The following is a 14,676-nucleotide window of genomic DNA, read 5'->3' on the forward strand; positions in this document are numbered from 1 at the left end:
TTGCGCCCCGGCTTGCGAGCGTGAAAAACAAAACGGCCGGAGGGCCGTTTTGTGATTGGCTCGTGCGTGCCGACATCACGTCATGCGGCCCTTTGCGAGCGGCGGATTCGCCGCGAAATAGCGCTTGATGCCGGTCAGGATCGCGCTGGCCATCTTGTCGCGATACGCGTCGTCGTTCAGGCGGCGCTCTTCGTCCGGATTGCTGATGAACGCGGTCTCGACGAGGATCGACGGAATGTCCGGCGCCTTCAGCACCGCGAAGCCGGCCTGCTCGACCGAGCCCTTGTGCAGCTTGTTGATGTCGCCGATCTCTTTGAGCACGAAGTTGCCGTAGCGCATCGAGTCGCGAATCTGCGCGGTGGTCGACATGTCGAACAGTGCGCGATTCACGGTGGCGTCGGCGGACTTGATGTTGATGCCGCCGATCAGATCCGACGAGTTCTCCTTGTTCGCCATCCAGCGCGCGGCCGCGCTCGACGCGCCGTGCTCCGACAGCGCGAACACCGAGGAGCCCTTCGCCTCGGGCGTCGTGAACGCGTCCGCGTGGATCGACACGAACAGGTCCGCGCCGACGCGGCGCGCTTTCTGCACGCGCACGTTCAGCGGCACGAAGAAGTCGGCGTCGCGCGTCATCATCGCGCGCATGTTCGGCTGCGCGTCGATCTTCGCGCGCAGCTTCTTCGCGATGTCGAGCGCGACGTGCTTCTCGTAGGTGCCTGCGCCGCCGATCGCGCCCGGGTCCTCGCCGCCATGACCCGGATCGATTGCGACGGTGAGCAGTCGCACGGTGTTGCTGCGGCTCGACTTCGGTGTGGTGAATGCGTAGGTGTCGCCGCTGTCGCCGAGGTTGTCGTTGTTGCTGTCGAGACCGCGTGCGGTGCTGTTGCTGTTGGCGTTGCCACCCTTGTTGCGCGCCAGTGCGGCAGGCGGCGCGGAGGGCGCGGACGGCGCCGCCTGCCTGCCGGCAATGACCGGCGCGGACGGCGCCGTCGTGCCATGTGTGGGCGGATGCGGTACGCCCGCGGCGCCATTGCCCGCGCCACCGTTCTGCGCGTAGTGCTCGAAGAACGCTTCGCTGTTGTCGACCGGCGGCGCCGTGCCGGGGCCGGCAAGCGTCGCGGGCGGCGCGCTGTTTTCTTCGTTGAGCGCCTGCTGCTTGCGCTCGGTCTGCGCGAGCAGGTCCATCAACGGATCGGGCGCGACAGCCGGATACAGGTCGAACACGAGCCGGTACTTGTACGCGCCGACCGGCGGCAGCGCGAACACCTGCGGCTTCACCGAGCCCTTCAGGTCGAACACCATGCGCACGACGTGCGGCTGATACTGCCCGACCCGCACCGACGAAATCTGCGGATCGTTCGGTGTGATCTTCGAGACCAGCTCCTTCAGCGCCTGATCGAGGTCGAGGCCGTTCAGATCGACGACGAGCCGGTCCGGTCCCTGCAACAACTGCTGCGTGTTCTGGAGCGGCTGATCGGATTCGATCGTCACGCGCGTGTAGTCGCGCGCGGGCCACACGCGCACGCCGAGCACCGAGCTCGCAAACGCGAGACGCGGGGCGACGAGGCCGAGCACCAGCGTCGACGCTCCCGCGCGCAGGATCTGCCGGCGCCGCCAGTTATGCGTTGCGCCTGCCGCCGATTCGATCGAATGGAATGGTTTGATTAACATCTTTCGAGACATGCCTTTCCTGATTCGCTATAAGCGCGTGCGACGAGTACGCGTGCGTCCGCGTTTGCGTCTGTGTTGCCGACGAGCCCGAGCGAGAAGACGAGATCCGGCACGCCGAGCAGCGCTCCCGCGCGTTGCGGCCATTCGACGAGGCAGACCGCGCCGCTGTCGAAATATTCGCGAAAGCCCGCGTCGGCCCATTCGGCCGGATCGGTGAATCTATACAGATCGAAGTGATAGAGCGCGAGTTCCCCGGCGGGCCGCTCGAGCACATACGGTTCGACGAGCGTGTAGGTCGGACTGCGCACGCGGCCGGTGTGGCCGAGGCCGCGCAAGGTCGCGCGCACGAGCGTGGTTTTGCCGGCGCCGAGGTCGCCGACCAGTTGGACTTGCAGGCCGTGGAACGCGAGGCCGCTTTCAGCGCCAGGCTGGGCTGGCTGTGCCTGATGCGAGGCCGCGCGCACGCTTTCGATCGCCTGTGCGAAGCGCGCGCCGAACGCCTGCGTGGCGGCTTCGTCCGCGAGCGCGACAGAGCGTTCGAGCAGCACGGGAGCGGACGGTAGGGGCGCGTGATCGGGATTGACAGGCATTCTCGTAAAATGGCGTGATGAACCGAAGTCCGAAGTCCCCTGTTTTCTGCACGCCCGCATCGGCCGATGATGCCGCGCGAGCTTCTGGCGCAACGTCCCGTTTCGACGAGGCGGCGCTTCGTGCGCTCGCGCTCGACATCAAGACGTGGGGCCGTGAACTCGGTTTCGGGGCGATCGGCATTAGCGACACCGATCTGTCGGCCGCCGAAGCGCCGCTTGCAGCGTGGCTCGAAGCGGGTTGCCATGGCGAGATGGATTATATGGCCAAACACGGCATGAAACGCGCGCGGCCGGCCGAGCTTGTGGCCGGCACGCGACGCGTGATCACCGCGCGCATCGCCTATTTGCCTGCGCAGACGCTGGAAGCAGAGGCGGCTGAAGGGGCGCATGAAGGGGGCCATGAAAGCGCGCCTGAAAGCATGCCGCAAGACGTAACGCAATCCGCCTCACGCGCGACACCCCGCGCGCGCGACTGGCGCGCGGCCGAGCACGCGCGGCTCGCGGACCCGTCGACGGCGGTCGTGTCGATCTACGCGCGCGGCCGCGACTATCACAAGGTGATGCGCCAGCGCCTGCAACAACTGGCCGACCGGATCGAAGCGGTGATCGGGCCGTTCGGCTATCGCGTGTTCACCGATTCGGCGCCGGTGCTCGAAGTCGAGCTTGCGCAGAAGGCCGGCATCGGCTGGCGCGGCAAGCACACATTGCTGCTGCAGCGCGACGCCGGCTCGCTGTTTTTCCTCGGCGAGATCTATGTCGACGTGCCGCTGCCGACCGACGCCGAAACCTCGCCCGAGGCCGCGCCCGAAACGCCGGGCTCGCATTGCGGCAGCTGCGCGCGCTGCATCGGCGCCTGTCCGACCGGCGCGATCGTCGCGCCGTACAAGGTTGACGCGCGGCGTTGCATCTCGTATCTGACGATCGAGTTGAAGGGCAGTATTCCGCTCGACCTGCGGCCGCTGATCGGCAATCGGGTGTACGGCTGTGACGATTGCCAGCTCGTGTGTCCCTGGAACAAGTTCGCGCAGGCCGCACCGGTCGCCGATTTCGACGTGCGGCACGGGCTCGATCGCGCGTCGCTGGTCGAACTGTTCGCGTGGAGCGCCGAGGAGTTCGATACGCGCATGCAGGGCAGCGCGATTCGCCGCATCGGCTACGAGAGCTGGCTGCGCAATCTCGCGGTCGGCATGGGTAACGCGTTGCGCGCCGCGCCAGGAAGTCTCGACCTCGATGCCCGTGGCGCGATCGTGCTGGCTTTGAGGCAGCGAGCCGACGATCAGTCGGCGGTCGTGCGCGAGCATGTGGAGTGGGCGCTCGAAGCGGCGTAAAGTCGTGGCAATTCGGTGCCGGCAATCTGGCACGCTAGGGTCTGTTTACATATGGAACGCACGTGCGTTGCCGCGAGAAGGGCCGCTCGCAAGGATTGCGACGCCGCGAATACTCGACGTATTCGCAAGGAGCATGACGCAGCGAGCGGCCCTTCTCGCGGCAACCCCAGTTCTGAATTTCATTCCAGGGGAATGCCCGCTATCGGCCGCATGGCGGCGTCGTGCGTCGCTCACGTGGCGCGGCCACGCAGCGCTCCTTACTCCTTGCCCTGCGGCCGATAGCGGGCATTCGCACGTGCGTTCCATATGTAAACAGACCCTAGAGGAGCAGGCAATCATGTTCAACGCAGTGATCGATGCGCCGTTCGGCAAGATCGGCATCCGGCTCGAAGGCGAAGCCGTGCGCGAGATCGTCTATCTGCCCGACTCGACGCCCAACGTCGCGCCCGACACGCAGCTCGCACGCGAGGTGGCCGAACAGATCGAGCGTTATCTCGAGCACGCGTCAGCGAGATTCGAGCTGCCGCTCGCCGAGTGCGGCACCGCGTTCCAGCGGCGCGTGTGGCAGGCGATCAGCGACATCCCGCCCGGCGTCGTGCTGACTTACGGACAACTCGCCAAGCAGCTCGGCAGCGTGCCGCGCGCGGTCGGCCAGGCGTGCGGCGCCAATTTCTTTCCGATCGTGATTCCGTGTCACCGCGTGGTGAGTTCGAGCGGCATCGGCGGCTTCGCGCACGATGGCGGCGACGGCTTCTTCCGCAACGTGAAGCGCTGGTTGCTCGCGCATGAAGGTGTGCCGTACGTATGAGCACGAGCACCACCACCAATACCGCTGTACACGTCGAAGACACAGCCGCCGCGTCACCGCTGCTGCTGACCAGCTCCGCATCGATCGACGCCTTCTGCGACGCGCTGTGGCTAGAACATGGCCTGTCGCGCAACACGCTCGACGCGTATCGCCGCGACTTGCGGCTCTTCTGCGAATGGCTCGCGCACGCGCGCAATGCTTCGCTCGACACCGCGAGCGAAGCTGACCTGAGCGCCTACAGCGCGGCGCGGCAAAAGGACAAGGCGACTTCGGCGAACCGCCGGCTGTCGGTGTTTCGCCGCTATTACGCATGGGCGGTGCGCGAGCATCGCGCGGCCGCCGATCCGACCTTGCGCATCCGCTCGGCGAAGCAGCCGCCGCGATTTCCTTCGACGTTGAGCGAGGTCCAGGTCGAAGCGTTGCTCGGCGCACCCGACATCGACACGCCGCTCGGCTTGCGCGATCGCACGATGCTCGAGTTGATGTACGCGAGCGGCTTGCGCGTGACCGAACTGGTCACACTGAAAACCGTCGAGGTGGGACTCAACGAAGGCGTCGTGCGCGTCACTGGCAAGGGCTCGAAGGAGCGGCTGGTTCCGTTCGGCGAAGAGGCGCACGCGTGGATCGAGCGCTATCTGCGCGAGGCGCGCCCGGCGCTCCTCGGCCCGCGCGCGGCCGATGCGCTATTCGTGACGACACGCGCGGAAGGCATGACGCGCCAGCAGTTCTGGAACATCATCAAGCGACACGCGCAGGCCGCGGGCGTCCATGCGCCGTTGTCGCCGCACACGCTGCGGCACGCGTTCGCGACCCATCTGCTCAATCACGGCGCGGATCTGCGCGTCGTGCAATTGCTGCTCGGTCACACCGATATTTCGACGACGCAGATCTACACGCACGTCGCGCGAGAGCGGCTGAAATCGCTGCATGCGCAGCATCATCCGCGCGGGTGAGCATGACGTGAAGCGCGTGGGTGCCCGCGCGCTTCACACGAACTCGCGTAACCGGTGCTTGAGAATCTTGCCGGTCGATGCGGCCGGCAGCGCCGCGAGCACCTTCAGCTCGGCTGGCCGCTTATACGGCGCGAGCCGCTCGCCGCACCACGCGATCAACTCCGCGGGCGTGACCGTCGCGCCGGAAACCAGTTCGACGAACGCGATCACCTCCTCGTTGCCCTCGACCGCGCGTCCGATCACCGCCGACTGCACGACCTGCGGATGCGCGTTCAGCACGTGCTCGACCTCGGCCGGATACACGTTGAAGCCCGAGCGGATGATCAGCTCCTTGCTGCGCCCGACGATATGCAACGCGCCGTCCGCGGCCTGCCGCGCGAGGTCGCCGGTTTTCAGCCAGCCATCCTCGGTGACGCTCGCGCGGGTCTGCTCGGGGTTGCGGTAATAGCCGAGCATCACGTTCGGCCCGCGCACCCATAGCTCGCCGATCTCGCCCGGCGCGGCTTCGACGCCGTCGAGCCCGACGAACTTCACTTCGACGCCCGGAATGACCTCGCCGACCGAGCAATCGGCGCGCGGTGCGTCGACCATCGTCTGCGACACGGTCGGGCTGCTTTCGGTCATGCCGTAGCCGTTGTGCAGCGGCAGACCGTACAGGGCTTCGACCTGCGCCTTCAGCGCGGCGTCGAGCGGCGAGCCGCCCGAGTACGCGAAGCGCAGTCGCGGCGCGGACCATGCGTGGCCGTGCGTGTGCAGATGTTCGAGCAGCTTCGCGTGCATCGCCGGCACGCCCTGGAAGATCGACACGTGCTCGGCGGCGAGGGCGAGGCGCACCGCTTCCGGCACGAAGCGCGGCGCGAGCCGCAACGTCGCGCCCGCATGCAGGCTGCCGAGACACACCGACGCGAAGCCGTACACATGCGAGATCGGCAGCACCGCATAGACGACGTCGTCGGGCCCGACCTGGCGCAGCCGGCTCGACACGGCCGCGATGTACAGCAGATTGCGATGCGACAGCATCACGCCTTTCGGCGTGCCGGTGGTGCCGGTCGTGTAGATCAGCGCCGCGCATTGGCGGTCGCTGGCGGCTTCGACGGCTTCGGCTTGCACGCTGCTGTCCACCACATACGACCATGCGCCGATGTCCGCCGACATCGTGGGTGCGTGCGTCGCTCGATGCCGCTCAGCATGCTGGCGTGCGTCGGGCGAGCTTTCGAGCGCATACGCGACGACGCGCGGTTGCGCATGCGCGCGGATCGAATCGAGTTCGGCGGCCGACAGTCGGGCGTTCGACACGAGCGCCCACGCATCGAGCTTCGCGGTCGCGAACAGCAGCACGATTTGCGCGATGCTGTTCTCCGCGACGATCATCACGCGATCGCCGCCGCGCACGCCCCAGTCGCGCAGCAGCGCGGCGGCCGCATCGACGGCCTCGCGCAGTTGCGCGTTGGTCAGGCGGCGCGCATCTTCGATCAGCGCGACATGCCGCGGATCGCGTGCGGCGGCGAGCGCCGGAATGTCGCCGATGCGCGCGGGCAGGGCGGCGAGCAGCGCGGGGATATCGATCGTGGAACGGATGGATGAAGCCTGCTTCAACACTGTCTCCTCTTTACCAATTCGTGGCCCTGCGCGCAGTATCTCGCACCACGCCGGCATATTTTCGAACGATCGTGCCACAAGTGTCGAACCCGCACAATTAGCCATCCGGCAAATAGCCGTTGTGCAAACTCGCCATTACAATGCGCCGATGAGCAAATCCAGACATGTGTCGGAAACACCCGCCACGCAGCTGCTGCGCCGTCACGGCGTCGCGTTCGGCGAGCATCCTTACGACTACGTCGAGCATGGCGGCACCGCGGAATCGTCGTGCCAGCTCGGCGTCGACGAGCATCACGTCGTGAAGACGCTGGTGATGGAAGACGAGCACGCGAAGCCGTTGATCGTGCTGATGCACGGCGATCGCACCGTCAGCACCAAGAACCTCGCGCGGCAGATCGGCGCGAAGCGCGTCGAGCCGTGCAAGCCCGAGGTCGCGAACCGGCATTCGGGTTATCTGATCGGCGGCACGTCGCCGTTCGGCACGCGCAAGCAGATGCCGGTGTATGTCGAGTCGACCATTCTCGAGATGGACAAAATCTGGTTGAACGGCGGGCGGCGCGGCTTTCTCGTCAGCATCGAGCCGAAGGTGCTCACCGATCTGCTCGCGGCAAAGCCGGTGCAATGCGCGAGCGTGGACTGACGCCGATGAGCGGGTTGACGTTTGCCTGAATGTTTTTCGCGCGGACGCGTTCGGTAAAATGTCCGCCGCCCTGATTCGACGGGCATGCCCTGTTGCGGTTGGGGTATCGAATGTCAGACCGCGATCCTTATAAGAGTCCCAGATGCAAAACCTGATCGTTGCTGTCGTTGCCTATCTGATCGGTTCGTTGTCGTTTGCCGTGATCGTGAGCGCCGCGATGGGTCTCGACGACCCGCGCTCGTACGGCTCGGGCAACCCGGGCGCCACCAACGTGCTGCGCAGCGGCAGCAAGAAGGCCGCGATTCTGACGCTGATCGGCGACGCCTTCAAGGGCTGGCTGCCCGTATGGCTGGTCGTGCATTTCGGCGCGCGTTACGGGCTCGATGAGCGCGCGATCGCGATTGCGTCGCTTGCGGTGTTTCTCGGTCACCTGTATCCGATTTTCTTCCGCTTCAAGGGCGGCAAAGGCGTCGCGACCGCCGCGGGCGTGCTGCTCGCGATCAACCCGACGCTCGGCGTCGCGACCTTGCTAACCTGGCTGATCGTCGCGTTCTTTACGCGCTACTCGTCGCTCGCGGCGCTGTGCTCGGCGCTGTTCGCGCCGCTGTTCTACGTGTTTCTGTTCGGGCCGCGCATCGTCGCGCTCGCGGTTCTGGTGATGAGCCTGCTGCTCGTGTGGCGGCATCGCGGCAATATTGCGAAGCTGATGCGGGGGCAGGAGAGCCGTATCGGCGACAAAAAGAAGGCAGCCGGTCCGGCTGCGGGCAACGATCTTTGAAGTGGGTTGAGCGCTTCGCCCGGCCAGATGGCCCGATGCGAAGCGCTTCCGGGTCCGCGGGAGGCTCGTTGCAAGCCAGGCGCGCCGTGCCGCTTAGTCGCGGAAGTTGTTGAAGTCGAGCGGCGTGTCGGTCACGTCCTTGCGCAGCATCGCGATCACGCTTTGCAGATCATCGCGCTTCGCACCGGTGATGCGCACCGCGTCGCCCTGAATGCTCGCCTGCACCTTGATCTTGCTGTCCTTCACCAGACGCACGATTTTCTTCGACAGATCGCCCGAGACGCCCTTCTTGATCTTGATGACCTGCTTGACCTTGTCGCCGCCGATCTTCTCGATCTTGCCGTAGTCGAGGAAGCGCACGTCGACGTTGCGCTTGGCCATTTTCGACAGCAGCACGTCCTTCACCTGGCCGAGCTTGAAGTCGTCGTCGGCGTACGCGGTAATTTCGTTTTCCTTGTGTTCGACGCGCGCGTCGGACCCCTTGAAGTCGAAACGCGTCGAAATTTCCTTGTTGGACTGCTCGATCGCGTTCTTGACTTCGATCATGTTCGCTTCGCAGACGACGTCAAACGATGGCATTGCTTTCTCCCAATAGTGCGGCAGTGCGCGGCACAGCCGGTCGGCTGAGCGTGAGGCACTCGCTATAATCACGGACCGGACGTCATTTTACCGACGCCGCTCTCTTTTGCCCAAGGCCGCCGCGCGGCGTCGCGACGGCGGGCGATCCCGCGTCGGGCGGCGCCGCTCGTGTCGTCAGGCGCGTCGTTGGTGGTTTTTGTCGTTTCCTGTCGCTTCCCGTCGTTGCCCTGTTGCTTTGTTGCCATTCCGATGTCCCAATCCGCTCTTGCCGCTCCCGCCGTCGCGTCCCTCATGGCCGGCTATCCGCTGAAGGCCCACAACACGTTCGGCTTCGACGTGCGCGCGCAGTTCGCGTGCCTGATCGAGCGTGAGGAGCAGTTGCTCGCCGCGATGCGCGATCCGCGCGTCGAGGGCCTGCCGCGCCTCGTGCTGGGCGGTGGCAGCAACGTCATGCTGACCGGCGACTTCGCCGGGCTCGTGCTGCTGGTGGCGCTGCGCGGGCGCCGCGTGGTGCGCGAGGATCAGGATGCGTGGTATGTCGAGGCGGCTGGCGGCGAGCCGTGGCACGAGTTCGTCGCGTGGACGTTGGCGCAGGGCATGCCCGGCCTCGAGAATCTCGCGCTGATACCTGGCACGGTCGGCGCGGCGCCAATCCAGAACATCGGCGCGTACGGGCTCGAAATGTGCGAACGCTTCGCGTCGCTGCGGGCGATCGAGCTCGTGACCGGCGAGGCCGTCGAACTCGACGGCGATGCGTGCCGGTTCGGCTATCGCGACAGCTTTTTCAAGCGGGAAGGGCGCGAGCGCTTCGTGATTGCGTCGGTGACGTTCCGTTTGCCGAAGGCGTGGCAGCCGCGCGCGGGCTACGCGGATCTCGCGCGCGAGCTGGCGGCGCGCGGTCATGCGGCGAGCGCTGGCCAAGCCGAGGGTGCGGCCACGCAGCCGACCGCGCAAGCCATTTTCGATGCGGTCGTCGCCGTGCGGCGTGCGAAGCTGCCCGATCCGCTCGAACTGGGCAACGCGGGGAGCTTCTTCAAGAATCCGGTAATCGATGCCGCCCAGTTCGAGGCGCTGAAGCGTCGCGAGCTGGAAGTCGTGTCGTATGTGCAAGCGGATGGGCGGGTGAAGCTCGCGGCCGGCTGGCTGATCGACCGATGCGGCTGGAAGGGCCGCGTGATGGGCGCGGCGGCCGTGCATGAGCGGCAGGCGCTGGTGCTGGTGAATCGCGGTGGCGCGAGCGGCACGGAAGTGTTGGCGCTGGCACGGGCGATCCAGCACGACGTCTTCGAGCGATTTGGCGTGGAACTGGAGGCGGAGCCAGTTTGCCTGTGAGCGGCAGTTCTCTCTTTTCGCGCTGAGTTGCCCGCGGAGCGTCGCCGCCGACGAATGCAAAAGGCGCCGGGAGTTTCCCCCCGGCGCCTTTTTTGTGCCCGCGGTTCCGGCGCGTGTATGGACCGGCGGCTCGCTCAGTGATTGAGCTTGCCGAGCAGCAGGTATTCCATCAACGCCTTCTGCACGTGCAGACGGTTTTCCGCCTCATCCCACACGACGCTTTGCGGTCCGTCGATCACTTCCGCGCTGACTTCTTCGCCGCGATGCGCGGGCAGGCAGTGCATGAAGAGCGCGTCGGGATTCGCGCGCGCCATCATGTCGGCGTCGACGCACCAGTCTGCGAAGGCCTTCTTGCGCGCTTCGTTCTCGGCCTCGAAGCCCATGCTGGTCCACACGTCGGTGGTGACGAGATCGGCGCCCGTGCAGGCTTCGTTCGGGTCGTCGAATTCCTCGTAGAACGACGCGCTTTCCGCCGCGACGAGCGCGCGGTCGAGCTTATAGCCGGGCGGCGTGGACAGGCGCAGCCTGAACCCGAGAATCTGCGCGGCTTCGATCCACGTGTACAGCATGTTATTCGCGTCGCCGACCCACGCGACCGTCTTGTCGCGAATTGGACCGCGATGCTCGAAGTACGTGAAGATGTCTGCGAGCACCTGACACGGGTGGTATTCGTTCGTGAGCCCGTTGATCACCGGCACGCGCGAATTCTCGGCGAAGCGCTGGATGATGTCCTGGCCGAACGTGCGGATCATGATGATGTCGACCATGCGCGAGATGACCTGCGCGGCGTCTTCGATCGGCTCGCCGCGGCCGAGCTGCGTGTCGCGCGTGCTCATGAACACGGCGTGGCCGCCCAGCTGGAAGATGCCGGCTTCGAACGACAGGCGCGTGCGTGTCGAATTCTTTTCGAAGATCATCGCCAGCGTGCGGTCATGCAGCGGGTGATAGGTCTCGTAGTTCTTGAATTTGCGTTTCAGGATGCGCGCGCGCTCCAGCACGTACTCGTAGTCTTCCAGCGAGAAGTCCTTGAACTGCAGGTAGTGGCGAATTTTCTTGGCGGTCATGAAACAAATACGGCGGTCTCACCCGGCAGGGTTGCCGGACTGCGCCGCCGTCGGTATGGTGGTAACTCCATGCAGCATAAAGGATTTCGCCTCGTTTGACGAGTCGGCGGGAAGGCGCCGCAAGCGATTCGAAAGCGTCGTATCGGGCTTCGCGGGGTCCATCGGAAGGCGCTTGTGTGCGCTGCGGAAAAGGGCCCGCTGCGCTATAATCTGCGGGTTATCCCAAAGCCCAGCAGGCCGGCGTTTCGCATGAAGAAACGCGGCTCGCGCGGCGCGGAAAGCCTGTCAAGGCATGGCCGTCATGACAGACGCCAGAGCGGTTCAGCCGGTTCGCCGCAGCGGTTCTCGTGGTGCGGTTAGTCATTGTTGCGTTAGCGCCAGATCCCACGCACGTCGCAGGTGGCTGCAAGCGCTTGCGGTGAGGTCGGGCGTACAACTGGCGTCGCCGGTTGGTCGTCATTCCGCTGGGCAGTCACACAGGTATTTCTACATGGCCGAAGCAGCTCCAATCGAATATTTCATTCAGGGCATTACGTCGACCGGAAAAAGATTTCGGCCGAGCGACTGGTCGGAGCGGCTCGCGGGCGTCATGTCTTCGTTCGGGCCCGGCGTGAGGAAGGGGCCGAACGCCTATATGCAGTACTCGCTGTACGTGCGGCCGACCATGATCGGCGACCTCAAATGCGTGATTCTCGATTCGCGGCTGCGCGACATCGAACCAATGGCCTTCGATTTCGTTATGAACTTCGCGAAAGACAACGACCTGCTGGTCACCGAGGCGTGTGAACTGGAACTCGAGCATGCGCCTGCGTCGCAAGCCAAACGGCACGTCATCTGATGTAAGCCGACCGGATCGGCAAAAGCAAAAAAACAAAAACCCGCAAGCAGCGGGTTTTTTTGTGGCTGGCAATTCAACCAAAACAAAAAAAGCCCGCCAAAGCGGGCTTCTTGTGCAGCGGAAACAGGAGGTAGCCCGCCGAAGCGGGCCGCCGGAATTACTGCGCTGCGGGCGCTTGCAGACCCTTGACGGCTGCAGCGAGGCGGCTCTTGTTGCGAGCTGCCTTGTTCTTGTGAACGATGTTCTTGTCGGCGATGATGTCGATGGTCTTCGACGATGCCTTGAAGATTTCGGCGGCCTTAGCGTGATCGCCTGCGTCGATTGCCTTGCGGACAGCCTTGATAGCCGTGCGGAACTTCGAGCGCAGTGCCGAGTTGTGCGAGTTTGCCTTCGCGGCCTGGCGGGCGCGCTTGCGTGCTTGTGCGGAGTTAGCCATGACGGTTCCTTATCCTGTTCCTGTTTCCAGTACCCGGCCTTCAATGATGAGGCGAGGTGCTGCTTCTCGATCCGAACCCTTGGAAGCGATTGCCCAAGGGCGCAAAAGTGTCGAAAAAATCGATCGAACTACGCGAAGGCGGGCTCGTGTTTCAAGGCATCCGGATGTATTGACAGGCGGCGCTGCGCCAACCTGAGAACCGCGTCCGAAGACCATTCGAAAACTGAGCAAGCTTCGAAACCGACGATTATAGCAACAAAATCAGGCACGTTACAACGGAAAACACGCGCCGGCGCCACAATGACCGGAGCGGCGTCATGTCGGCGCGTATCTGCTGGCCCTCCTGCGAGGGCGCCGATGGAAGGCGGGGGCGCTGCCGGGAAGACCGCAGAAAACACAAAAAATCGCGCTTTCCAGCCGATCGCGGCGAACGTCCGCGTGGCAAATCGGTCCGAATCGCGTTCTGGCTCGTCGCCCGCATTGGCGGGACCCGTATAATAAGCGCCCCATGAATCTATTACGAGCCCTGCTGACGGTCAGCGGCTTCACGCTGCTGTCGCGCGTGACCGGACTGGCCCGTGAAACGTTGATCGCCCGTGCGTTCGGCGCCAGTCAATACACTGACGCTTTCTACGTCGCCTTTCGCATTCCGAACCTGCTGCGTCGCATTTCCGCCGAAGGCGCGTTCTCGCAGGCCTTCGTGCCGATCCTCGCGGAGTTCAAGAACCAGCAAGGCCACGACGCCACCAAGGCGCTCGTCGACGCGACCTCGACCGTGCTCGCGTGGGCGCTCGCCGTGCTGTCAGTGATCGGCGTGGTCGGCGCGTCGGGCGTCGTGTTCGTCGTCGCGTCGGGCCTCGCGCACGAGGGCCACGCGTACCAGCTTGCGGTCGCGATGACGCGCATCATGTTCCCATACATCATTTTCATCTCGCTGACGTCGCTGGCGTCGGGCGTGCTGAATACGTACAAGAACTTTTCGTTGCCCGCGTTCGCGCCCGTGCTGCTGAACGTCGCGTTCATCGTCTCCGCCGTATTCCTCGCGCCGCGCCTGCAAACGCCGGTCTATGCGCTCGCCTGGGCAGTGATCGTCGGCGGCGTGCTGCAATTCGTCGTGCAGCTGCCGGGCCTCAAGAAGATCGACATGGTGCCGCTCATCGGCCTGAACCCGCTGCGCGCGCTCGCGCATCGCGGCGTAAAGCGGGTGCTCGCGAAGATGGTGCCGGCGATGTTCGCGGTGTCGGTCGCGCAGATCAGCCTGATCATCAACACCAACATCGCGTCGCACATCGGCCCCGGCGCGGTGTCGTGGATCAACTACGCCGACCGGCTGATGGAGTTTCCGACCGCGCTGCTCGGCGTCGCGCTGGGCACGATCCTGCTGCCGAGCCTGTCGAAGGCGCACGTCGATGCCGACTCGCATGAGTATTCGTCGCTGCTCGACTGGGGACTGCGCGTCACGTTCCTGCTCGCCGCGCCGAGCGCGATCGCGCTGTTCTTTTTCGCCCAGCCGCTGACAGCGGTGCTGTTCAACTACGGCAAGTTCGACGGCAATGCGGTCGTGATGGTGAGCCGCGCGCTCGCCGCCTACGGAGTCGGCCTGATCGGCCTGATCCTGATCAAGATCCTCGCGCCGGGCTTTTACGCGAAGCAGGACATCAAGACGCCAGTGAAGATCGGCATCGGCGTGCTGGTCGTCACGCAGTTGAGCAACTACGTGTTCGTGCCGGTGTTCGCGCATGCGGGTCTCACGCTGAGCGTCGGGCTCGGCGCTTGCGTCAATGCGTTGCTGCTATTCATTGGTCTGCGCAAACGTGGCATTTATATGCCGTCGAGCGGCTGGCTCAAGTTTTTCGTGCAGTTGCTCGGGGCGTGCCTCGTGCTCGCCGGCGTGATGCGCTGGCTCGCGATCAGCTTCGACTGGATCGGCATGCATACCCAGCCGGTCAGCCGCATGGTGTTGCTCGGTGCGTGTCTCGTGCTGTTCGCCGCGCTGTATTTCGGTATGCTTTGGCTGATGGGCTTCAAGTACGCGTATTTCAGAAGGCGAGTGAAGTGAT

Annotated in this window: 14 protein-coding genes; 8 read left to right on the plus strand and 6 right to left on the minus strand. The window is 64.8% G+C overall.

The window, feature by feature from the left end; genetic code table 11:
• Positions 1-75 precede the first annotated feature (75 nt).
• Positions 76-1,683, minus strand: coding sequence for an N-acetylmuramoyl-L-alanine amidase (locus tag HDG37_RS22795; protein WP_184023059.1), 1,608 nt, complete (start codon positions 1,681-1,683; stop codon positions 76-78).
• Entirely contained in the window at positions 1,665-2,261 is a 597-nt protein-coding gene (tsaE, locus tag HDG37_RS22800; RefSeq protein ID WP_184051521.1) for a tRNA (adenosine(37)-N6)-threonylcarbamoyltransferase complex ATPase subunit type 1 TsaE, read from the minus strand. Before tsaE ends, HDG37_RS22795 begins: the two co-directional genes overlap by 19 nt.
• A gap of 17 nt (positions 2,262-2,278) precedes the next feature.
• Between tsaE and queG the strand changes: the two genes are divergently transcribed.
• From queG to xerD, 3 genes are all read left to right on the plus strand, one after another.
• A complete protein-coding gene (queG, locus tag HDG37_RS22805; protein ID WP_184051523.1) occupies positions 2,279-3,589 on the plus strand; it encodes a tRNA epoxyqueuosine(34) reductase QueG in 1,311 nt (436 codons plus the stop codon).
• Positions 3,590-3,926: 337 nt separating this feature from the next.
• Entirely contained in the window at positions 3,927-4,397 is a 471-nt protein-coding gene (locus HDG37_RS22810) for a methylated-DNA--[protein]-cysteine S-methyltransferase (RefSeq protein ID WP_184051525.1), read from the plus strand.
• Complete coding sequence (gene xerD / locus HDG37_RS22815) at positions 4,394-5,350, plus strand: site-specific tyrosine recombinase XerD (protein ID WP_184023062.1); 957 nt, start codon at positions 4,394-4,396, stop codon at positions 5,348-5,350. The genes HDG37_RS22810 and xerD overlap by 4 nt, the downstream gene beginning before the upstream one ends.
• Before the next feature lie 33 nt (positions 5,351-5,383).
• Here xerD and HDG37_RS22820 read toward each other — a convergent pair whose 3' ends face one another.
• Positions 5,384-6,946, minus strand: coding sequence for a class I adenylate-forming enzyme family protein (locus HDG37_RS22820; protein WP_184051526.1), 1,563 nt, complete (start codon positions 6,944-6,946; stop codon positions 5,384-5,386).
• 151 nt (positions 6,947-7,097) lie between these two features.
• Between HDG37_RS22820 and ybaK the strand changes: the two genes are divergently transcribed.
• Complete coding sequence (gene ybaK / locus HDG37_RS22825) at positions 7,098-7,589, plus strand: Cys-tRNA(Pro) deacylase (protein WP_184051528.1); 492 nt, start codon at positions 7,098-7,100, stop codon at positions 7,587-7,589.
• Positions 7,590-7,731: 142 nt separating this feature from the next.
• Positions 7,732-8,367 carry a glycerol-3-phosphate 1-O-acyltransferase PlsY gene (gene plsY / locus HDG37_RS22830; RefSeq protein ID WP_184023064.1) on the plus strand — a complete coding sequence of 212 codons (636 nt, stop codon included), beginning with the start codon at positions 7,732-7,734 and terminating at the stop codon, positions 8,365-8,367.
• 93 nt (positions 8,368-8,460) lie between these two features.
• Here plsY and HDG37_RS22835 read toward each other — a convergent pair whose 3' ends face one another.
• Positions 8,461-8,946: a YajQ family cyclic di-GMP-binding protein gene (locus HDG37_RS22835; RefSeq protein WP_018421633.1), complete on the minus strand. Its 486-nt coding sequence runs from the start codon at positions 8,944-8,946 to the stop codon at positions 8,461-8,463.
• Positions 8,947-9,195: 249 nt separating this feature from the next.
• On the opposite strand from HDG37_RS22835, the gene murB reads away from it, so the two are divergent.
• Positions 9,196-10,278: a UDP-N-acetylmuramate dehydrogenase gene (gene murB, locus HDG37_RS22840; RefSeq protein WP_311541519.1), complete on the plus strand. Its 1,083-nt coding sequence runs from the start codon at positions 9,196-9,198 to the stop codon at positions 10,276-10,278.
• 134 nt (positions 10,279-10,412) lie between these two features.
• On the opposite strand, the gene argF is transcribed toward murB, so the two are convergent.
• Positions 10,413-11,342 carry an ornithine carbamoyltransferase gene (gene argF / locus HDG37_RS22845; protein ID WP_018421631.1) on the minus strand — a complete coding sequence of 310 codons (930 nt, stop codon included), beginning with the start codon at positions 11,340-11,342 and terminating at the stop codon, positions 10,413-10,415.
• Positions 11,343-11,832: 490 nt separating this feature from the next.
• Here argF and HDG37_RS22850 point away from each other — a divergent pair, with 490 nt between their 5' ends.
• The gene (locus HDG37_RS22850) at positions 11,833-12,180 is read left to right on the plus strand and encodes a DUF3579 domain-containing protein (RefSeq protein WP_184051533.1); all 348 of its coding nucleotides are present in this window, start codon (positions 11,833-11,835) and stop codon (positions 12,178-12,180) included.
• 157 nt (positions 12,181-12,337) lie between these two features.
• Here HDG37_RS22850 and rpsT read toward each other — a convergent pair whose 3' ends face one another.
• On the minus strand, positions 12,338-12,616 hold the full coding sequence (gene rpsT / locus HDG37_RS22855) for a 30S ribosomal protein S20 (RefSeq protein ID WP_027198671.1): 279 nt from the start codon (positions 12,614-12,616) through the stop codon (positions 12,338-12,340).
• Positions 12,617-13,124: 508 nt separating this feature from the next.
• Between rpsT and murJ the strand changes: the two genes are divergently transcribed.
• On the plus strand, positions 13,125-14,675 hold the full coding sequence (gene murJ / locus HDG37_RS22860; protein ID WP_184023068.1) for a murein biosynthesis integral membrane protein MurJ: 1,551 nt from the start codon (positions 13,125-13,127) through the stop codon (positions 14,673-14,675).
• The last annotated feature ends 1 nt before the right edge of the window (position 14,676 follow it).

Source organism: Paraburkholderia sp. MM5384-R2, assembly GCF_014201025.1.
GTDB lineage: Bacteria > Pseudomonadota > Gammaproteobacteria > Burkholderiales > Burkholderiaceae > Paraburkholderia > Paraburkholderia tuberum.

Coding starts and splice junctions, on each gene's coding strand:
- HDG37_RS22795 (WP_184023059.1), bottom strand. CDS start 1,683: ATGTCTCGAAAGATGTTAATCAAACCATTCCATTCGATCGAATCGGCG.
- tsaE (WP_184051521.1), bottom strand. CDS start 2,261: ATGCCTGTCAATCCCGATCACGCGCCCCTACCGTCCGCTCCCGTGCTG.
- queG (WP_184051523.1), top strand. CDS start 2,279: ATGAACCGAAGTCCGAAGTCCCCTGTTTTCTGCACGCCCGCATCGGCC.
- HDG37_RS22810 (WP_184051525.1), top strand. CDS start 3,927: ATGTTCAACGCAGTGATCGATGCGCCGTTCGGCAAGATCGGCATCCGG.
- xerD (WP_184023062.1), top strand. CDS start 4,394: ATGAGCACGAGCACCACCACCAATACCGCTGTACACGTCGAAGACACA.
- ybaK (WP_184051528.1), top strand. CDS start 7,098: ATGAGCAAATCCAGACATGTGTCGGAAACACCCGCCACGCAGCTGCTG.
- plsY (WP_184023064.1), top strand. CDS start 7,732: ATGCAAAACCTGATCGTTGCTGTCGTTGCCTATCTGATCGGTTCGTTG.
- HDG37_RS22835 (WP_018421633.1), bottom strand. CDS start 8,946: ATGCCATCGTTTGACGTCGTCTGCGAAGCGAACATGATCGAAGTCAAG.
- murB (WP_311541519.1), top strand. CDS start 9,196: ATGTCCCAATCCGCTCTTGCCGCTCCCGCCGTCGCGTCCCTCATGGCC.
- argF (WP_018421631.1), bottom strand. CDS start 11,342: ATGACCGCCAAGAAAATTCGCCACTACCTGCAGTTCAAGGACTTCTCG.
- HDG37_RS22850 (WP_184051533.1), top strand. CDS start 11,833: ATGGCCGAAGCAGCTCCAATCGAATATTTCATTCAGGGCATTACGTCG.
- rpsT (WP_027198671.1), bottom strand. CDS start 12,616: ATGGCTAACTCCGCACAAGCACGCAAGCGCGCCCGCCAGGCCGCGAAG.
- murJ (WP_184023068.1), top strand. CDS start 13,125: ATGAATCTATTACGAGCCCTGCTGACGGTCAGCGGCTTCACGCTGCTG.